The organism is Pedobacter sp. 05L430, assembly GCF_056397585.1.
Map to the genome: position 1 here is coordinate 1 of NZ_JBFTNT010000343.1, position 7,182 is coordinate 7,182.

Here is a 7,182-nt window from a genome sequence, read left to right on the forward strand (position 1 = left end):
CTTCATATCAGTGAGGCCGTTCTTGCATTGGCAACAGCAGATTTACTTCATGAGTCAGTAGCAGAATTAGAACAGATTTTTGAGATGCATAAATAGGATTAAGGTTAAAAGGTGGCGCTGCGAACCAATTCGAATCTAAATTGTTATTTATACAAGTTTGTTTATTAACTAAATAAAATGTTTCAAACATGGGATTAATGGGATATTACCTGATAGCAGGAATTATGTTTGTTGTAGGTCTTATTGTTAGCAACAGGCTCAAAAGTAAATTTAAGGAATATAGTGAGATTGGACTTGCTAATGGCATGAGTGGTAGGGAGATCGCCGAAAAAATGCTGTCTGATAATGGGATTCATGATGTGCGGGTTATATCTACGCCTGGGCATTTAAGCGATCATTATAATCCGGAAGATAAGACTGTAAACCTGAGTCCTGATGTTTTTGAGGGCAGAAGTATATCAGCTGCAGCGGTAGCGACCCACGAATGTGGCCATGCTGTTCAACATGCCACTGCATATAGTATGCTTACATTTAGAAGTGCTATTGTTCCCCTTGTCAATATCAGCACTCAACTCTCGCAATGGGTAATACTTGCGGGCCTAGGCTTTTTAATAGGACGCGCCAACCCTACCATATTATTAGTGGGAATTATCCTGTTTGCTATCACCACAGTCTTTACAATTATTACACTTCCGGTTGAATATGATGCGAGTAACCGCGCATTGAAATGGCTCGAAAATAGTCATATTACTACACCTTATGAGCACGATAAAGCAGCTGATGCACTGAAATGGGCGGCCCGAACATACGTTGTTGCTGCAATAAGTTCAATAGCTACATTATTGTATTATATTTTACTTTTTGTAAACAGTAGGGATAGAAACTAGGACATATTCATTGCCCCTAATGTATTTGCCATCAACGTAGCCATCTAATTGTTCTGYCAGGTTATCCTTCCAGAACAGTTCAATACCATATTCATGAGTAACTTCCTTCATTTAAGAAGATAAATATAGCTTAATTGAACCTTTAAAAAAAAGCTAATTTGTGTACCTTTAGCATATATACTAATTTAACTGGTACACCTTATTACTTAATCTAAATTATACGGCAATGAAAAAAATCCTTGTGTTGTGTTCTCTCTCTATTTTTTTATTGTCATGTTCTAGCGTAAAGMAACAGAAATCAGACGGCTGGATTAGTTTGTTCGATGGCAAAACTTTTAACGGCTGGAAAAAAAATCAAAATCCCGAGACCTTTACAATAGAAAATGGTGCGATAAAGGTGGCCGGGCCTGTTTCTCATTTATTTTATGATGGTTCAGTAAGTAATCATAATTTTAAAAACTTTGAATTTAAAGCACAAGTAATGACTAAGCCTGGTGCAAATTCAGGGATTTATTTCCATACCGCTTTCCAGCAGGAGGGATTCCCGGGTAAAGGTCACGAAGTTCAGGTAAACAACTCTCACAGTGATTGGCGAAGAACAGGAAGCTTATATGCAGTTCAGGATGTGAAAGAAACTTACGTAAAAGACAATGAATGGTATGAAGAATATATCATGGTTAAAGATAAAAACGTTACCATTAAAATAAACGGGAAAACGGTTGTCGAATATACTGAGCCGGATAATGTTGCAAAGGAAAATATTGGAGGCAAAGCTATTTCTGACGGTACCTTTGCTTTACAGGGGCATGATCCGGGTAGTGTAATCTATTATAAAGATATTATGGTTAGGCCGTTGCCCAACTAATTAAATAAAATATGAATAATTTGAAGATTGGCTGGGCTGGGCTTGGCAATATGGGCAGTGCTATGGCTGCAAACTTGCTGAGGGCAGGATACGAAGTACGAGTTTACAACAGGAATAAGGATAAAGAAAAGGAATTGACAAGTGCAGGCGCGCAATCTGCTAAAGATCTGCGTGAATTGGTTGATTCTTGTGATGTTGTTTTTACCATGTTATCTGATGATCATGCTGTAAAGGAAGTTTATAATGAAACCAATGGCCTTTTATCTGGAGAAAACTCAGGTAAATTGTTAATTGATATGAGTACTGTCGCTCCGGAAACATCAAGATATTTATCTGCTCTTTCTGAAAAACATAAGATGAAATTTATTGAGGCTCCGGTTTCCGGAAGTGTAAAGCCAGCCCAGGATGGAACCTTGATTATTCTGGTTGGCGGAAGTGCTGAGAACTATAATAAGGCAAAACCTCTTTTTGATGTATTGGGAAAACTTTCTTTATACTTAGGTGGAGCCGGAGCGGGTAGTTCGGCAAAGCTAGCAATCAATTACCTGCTTGGTATCAATATACAAGCTCTTGCTGAGACTGTTCTTTTTGCAGAACAAAATGGAATAAGCAAAGAAAATATGTTAACCATTATTAATGAGGGCGCGTGTGGAAATGGAATTATTAAAATTAAAACGCCATCAGTTTTAAATAACAATTATCCGGCAGCCTTTGCGCTTAAGTATATTGTTAAAGATTTAAAGTTGGCAAAAGAAGCCGGCCTTTCCTCGCCATTATCAATACCACTTTTGAATACCTTTAGTGCAGCAATGAATGAAGGAGGTCTTGGCGATCAGGATCTTATGTCTGTTATTAAATACCTGGAAAAGACTTAATCTGTAACGCTTTGTAGAAACGTTAGAGCGCTATTTTATTCTTATCTTTAGCACATTGCTATTACATTGTTGAATGACGGAAAAAGAAGGATACAACTCGGAAAATTTTGACTTCTCTACGCTGAAGCCGATTTTAAATGCCAAGCAAAATGTTAAGCTACCTGTATCCGAAACAAAGGGAAATACAAAAATGATATTGATATTTAGTCAACATCGTTTTTACAGACATTTGGTAGTAGAACTTGCAGAAGCTGAAATTACTTTAAACGGAAAACCTAAAAACCCACTTACTTTTATTGATCCGACTGACATGATCTGGAAAACAGATAGTCAGGAGGAGCTGAAATTTTATACCGGTATTTCAAAGTTCAGAAATAACTACGATGCAGGTAAATCAGAATCTGATCTGGAAGGACTTAAAGCAATGGCTAAAAATCCATTGGGATTTGAAGTATACCTTCATGACGAGAAGGTTTCAACGAATATTACCGCATCATCTATTATACCGGGACAGCTAAAGGTTTTAAAGGTTGATCTTACTTTAACAGTAGATGAAAAAGGAGATTTTTTTGAAATTTCGGCAAAACTGTTGCTGGAAAATAAGCCTTTCTCTTTGGATATGCTTAAGGTAAAGTATCATTATTTTATTCCTGTTATCAGATATGGCAGTCTGGAAATTCCGATACTTTCTAAAAAGCAAATTAGAGCCAAAGATAAAAGAGGAAACATATTTACATTAAATAGAGATGAGGATACAGAGTTCCAGTTTATATCCAATATTTCAAGAGAGCACCCGTTCTTTTATGAACAGGTACAGGAATTACCGGAACAAGCACATGCTGACTGCTTTTACCTCCATAAAAAGAGATTTACAGAAGATAACTGGTTCCTAAATGCTTTTGAGGCATGGCGAAATAAAGGGATAACAATTCTTGGTTTTAATGAATTAAAGAACAATAACTTAAACCCGTACAAAGCTGATATTTCTATTAACGTGATCAGTGGTATAGATTGGTTTGAGACTTCAGTAAAAGTTAAATTTGATAAGCAGGCGGTTTCATTAAAACATCTGCATCGTTCAATCCGCAACAAAAGTAAGTTTGTTCAATTGGATGACGGCACGTTAGGGATATTGCCTGATGAATGGATTGAGAAGTTTACAGGCTACTTTAGTGCAGGAGAGGTAGTGGAAGAAACTATTCGTACTTCAAAAATTAATTATGCTTCGGTTGACGAATTGTATGAACTGGAGCAACTAGATGAAGTTGTTAAAGATGAAATGAAACTTTATCGCTCTAAGTTGTCTGATTTTGAATCTATTAAAGAAGTAGAAGTTCCTTCAGGACTTAATGCCACGCTACGTGGATATCAGAGAGAAGGCTTAAACTGGTTGAATTTTTTAGATGGTTTTAATTTTGGAGCTTGTTTGGCAGATGATATGGGATTGGGTAAAACCATACAGGTACTTGCATTCATCCTTTCACAGCGAGAGAAAGGTCATCATAATACCAATTTAGTGGTAGTTCCTGCTTCACTTATTTTTAACTGGCAACAGGAGGTAGAGAAGTTTGCGCCGTCCATAAAAATACGGATTGTATATGGTTCAGACCGGGCCAAGGTAGTTCATGATTTCGATAATTACGAGATCATTTTAACGTCGTATGGAACGCTATTGGCTGATATCAGGTTCCTTAAAGAATATAGGTTCAACTATATTTTTCTTGATGAATCACAAACAATTAAGAATCCGGAATCGCAACGTTATAAGGCCGTTCGCTTATTGAGATCGAGAAATAAAGTTGTGCTTACCGGAACGCCGATAGAGAACAATACTTTCGATTTATATGGGCAGCTGTCCTTTGCCTGCCCTGGTTTGCTTGGAACCAAGCAGCAGTTTAAGAGACTTTATTCAGTGCCGATAGATCAGTTTAAAAATACAAGAAGTGCTCTGGAACTACAAAAAAAGATCAATCCATTTATACTTAGGCGCACAAAAGAGCAGGTAGCCAAAGAACTTCCTGATAAAACCGAAATGGTGATATATTGTGAAATGGGGGCAGAGCAGCGCGATATTTATGAAGCCAATAAGGAAGAAATTCGTGACTATCTGATAGGTAAATCTGAAGATGAGCTTGCCAAGAGTAGTATGCATGTTTTACAGGGAATTACAAAATTAAGGCAAATCTGTAACTCGCCGGCAATTTTAAAAGAAGGCAAACATGAAAATACATCCTCTAAATTGGATGTATTAATTGAACAGATAGAAAATAAGTCTCCTCATCATAAGATTCTTGTATTTTCTCAGTTTGTAACTATGCTTGATCTGGTAAAGCGAGAGCTTGTTGATAGAAATATTGGTTTTGAATATTTAACAGGTCAAACCAGAAACAGATCTGCAGTGGTTGGGTCTTTTCAGGATAACCCGAATATTCGTGTTTTTTTAATTAGTTTAAAGGCAGGGGGCACGGGTTTGAATCTAACTCAGGCCGATTATGTTTACCTCATTGATCCATGGTGGAACCCGGCAGTTGAAAATCAGGCGATAGACAGAAGCTATCGCATCGGGCAGCAAAAAAATGTTGTGGCGGTAAGATTAATTTGCCCTGATACAATTGAAGAGAAGATTATGAAGATGCAGGACAGCAAGAAAGATTTGGCTACAGATTTGATAAAAACAGAAGAGTCGATATTCAAGACACTGACTAAAAAGGATTTATTGGGATTATTAGGTTAATAGATATATGTTAAAAAATAAATACATCGGAAACGGGATACTTGTGCTGACAGGAAGTTTGTTGTCAGTATCATTTTATGCATTTAGAGCGGCAAAAAGAGATATTGTTCCAATTAGTTTGGAGCGAGTGGCTCGTGTAACAGGTAAAACCATTTCAGGTGAAACCTTGCCCAATCCAAATAAGACAAATGAACTTTACGATGTAGGAGGTACAGATTTAGGTATAGCCTGGAAAATGGGGAATGGAAAAGTAGGTTTCTTTTTTGGTGATACTTATGGTAACGATTTTAAAGTGGTAAATGAGGGTGGACCAGGGAAAGCGGGCAATTGGCGGTCAAACGTATTGGGGTTATCGAGCGATAAAAATCTTGGGGACGGGCTTACTTTTGATGGTATGGTAGCGCACCAGATTGTTCCAAGTCCGCATATTATTGATGGTACTGGCAGCCATACAACCATTCCAACTGCGGCAATACATGCTGCGGGTACAGATTACGTTCATTATATGGATGTAAGAAAGTGGGGTAACATTGGAAGTTGGACTACAAACTATTCTGGCTTATATAAATCTACAAACAATGGTCAGAATTGGGTTAAATGTAATGAGATACGCTTTGGGGCTTTAAGTAATTTTGCTCAGGTAACTTACGCTAAAAAAGATGGTTTTGTGTATATGATAGGAACCGTTCCGGGCCGGTGGGGATCAGCTCACCTTGCCCGTTTTAAGGAAAGTGACATTTTAAAGCAAACCGCTTACGAATACTGGAGCACAACAAAGGGCTGGGTTAAAAATGATGAGAGTAGTGCCGATGCGGTAATTGAAGCACCTTTAGGCGAGCTTTCGCTAGCATACAATAAAAAGTTTAAACGCTGGATAATCACTTATTTAAATGAAAAGAAAGCCGAAATTGTATTGAGAGATGCTGAAAACATTACAGGACCCTGGAGCTCCGAGAAAACACTAGTAAAGGCAACGGAATATCCGGGATTGTATGGCGCCTTTATGCATCCGGTAAATGAGAATAGCGATGAATTCTATTTTCTGATGTCTATGTGGAAACCTTATAATGTTTTTCTGATGAAGGCTAAACTAAAATTTGCAGATTAGCTATACTTACACCATATTTATACAATTAATAAAGTACCTATTAACTACTGAAAAATGCAATACCGGGAATTATTAGATCTGCTCAGAGCGCATGTTGCAAGCTTGTTTCAGTCTCACGAAGACGAACGTTTTATTTATCATAATTTACATCACACGGAACAGGTTGTTGAAAACGTAGTTAGAATTGCTAACCATTACCAGCTATCTGACCAGGATTTCTTTATTGTTGTTGCCGCAAGTTGGTTTCATGATATGGGATATTTTTTTGATTGCACTCAGCATGAAATAAAAGGAGCGGATTTAGCCAACGATTTTTTATCTGATAAAGATGTTTCTCCAGAAGTAATTGATCAGGTAAAAGGTTGTATTATGGCTACCAAGATGCCTCAAAACCCAGAGGGACTGTTGCAGCAAATTGTTTGTGATGCAGATCTTTTTCATCTGGGAAGTGATAGGTTTAAAGAACGCAATAGGTTAATGCGTAAAGAAGCCGAGGCATTTGTTAAGCATAAAATTGACAAGACTAACTGGAGAATTAAAACAATAGCGCTATTTAAAGCACACCATTACCATACCGAATTTTGCCAGCAGCTGCTTAATGCTAAGAAAGCAGAAAATCTTGCTGAACTGGAAAATAAACTCATAAAAGAACAAAACGTGGATATAACGGGAGTTTCTAAAATTGAAGATTCTAAAGAAAAAGAAACAAAAGG

General features: G+C 37.4%; 6 protein-coding genes. All 6 read left to right on the forward strand.

What is annotated here, in order from left to right; translation table 11 throughout:
* The first annotated feature begins 188 nt into the window (after positions 1–188).
* Positions 189–887: a zinc metallopeptidase gene (locus tag AC1DG9_RS24240; protein WP_288882806.1), complete on the forward strand. Its 699-nt coding sequence runs from the start codon at positions 189–191 to the stop codon at positions 885–887.
* A 226-nt stretch (positions 888–1,113) separates the two neighbouring features.
* Positions 1,114–1,752 (forward strand): 3-keto-disaccharide hydrolase, encoded by a 639-nt coding sequence (locus tag AC1DG9_RS24245; RefSeq protein ID WP_477635393.1) that lies wholly within the window; start codon positions 1,114–1,116, stop codon positions 1,750–1,752.
* An 11-nt stretch (positions 1,753–1,763) separates the two neighbouring features.
* Entirely contained in the window at positions 1,764–2,627 is an 864-nt protein-coding gene (locus tag AC1DG9_RS24250; RefSeq protein ID WP_172660365.1) for an NAD(P)-dependent oxidoreductase, read from the forward strand.
* Between the two features lie 73 nt (positions 2,628–2,700).
* A complete protein-coding gene (locus tag AC1DG9_RS24255) occupies positions 2,701–5,361 on the forward strand; it encodes a DEAD/DEAH box helicase (protein ID WP_477635394.1) in 2,661 nt (886 codons plus the stop codon).
* Between the two features lie 7 nt (positions 5,362–5,368).
* Complete coding sequence (locus AC1DG9_RS24260; RefSeq protein WP_172660363.1) at positions 5,369–6,469, forward strand: DUF4185 domain-containing protein; 1,101 nt, start codon at positions 5,369–5,371, stop codon at positions 6,467–6,469.
* A 54-nt stretch (positions 6,470–6,523) separates the two neighbouring features.
* Positions 6,524–7,182, forward strand: a 659-nt coding sequence (locus AC1DG9_RS24265; protein WP_477635395.1) for an HD domain-containing protein, incomplete at its 3' end; no start/stop codon positions are given.

Coding starts and splice junctions, on each gene's coding strand:
- AC1DG9_RS24255 (WP_477635394.1), top strand. CDS start 2,701: ATGACGGAAAAAGAAGGATACAACTCGGAAAATTTTGACTTCTCTACG.
- AC1DG9_RS24260 (WP_172660363.1), top strand. CDS start 5,369: ATGTTAAAAAATAAATACATCGGAAACGGGATACTTGTGCTGACAGGA.
- AC1DG9_RS24250 (WP_172660365.1), top strand. CDS start 1,764: ATGAATAATTTGAAGATTGGCTGGGCTGGGCTTGGCAATATGGGCAGT.
- AC1DG9_RS24240 (WP_288882806.1), top strand. CDS start 189: ATGGGATTAATGGGATATTACCTGATAGCAGGAATTATGTTTGTTGTA.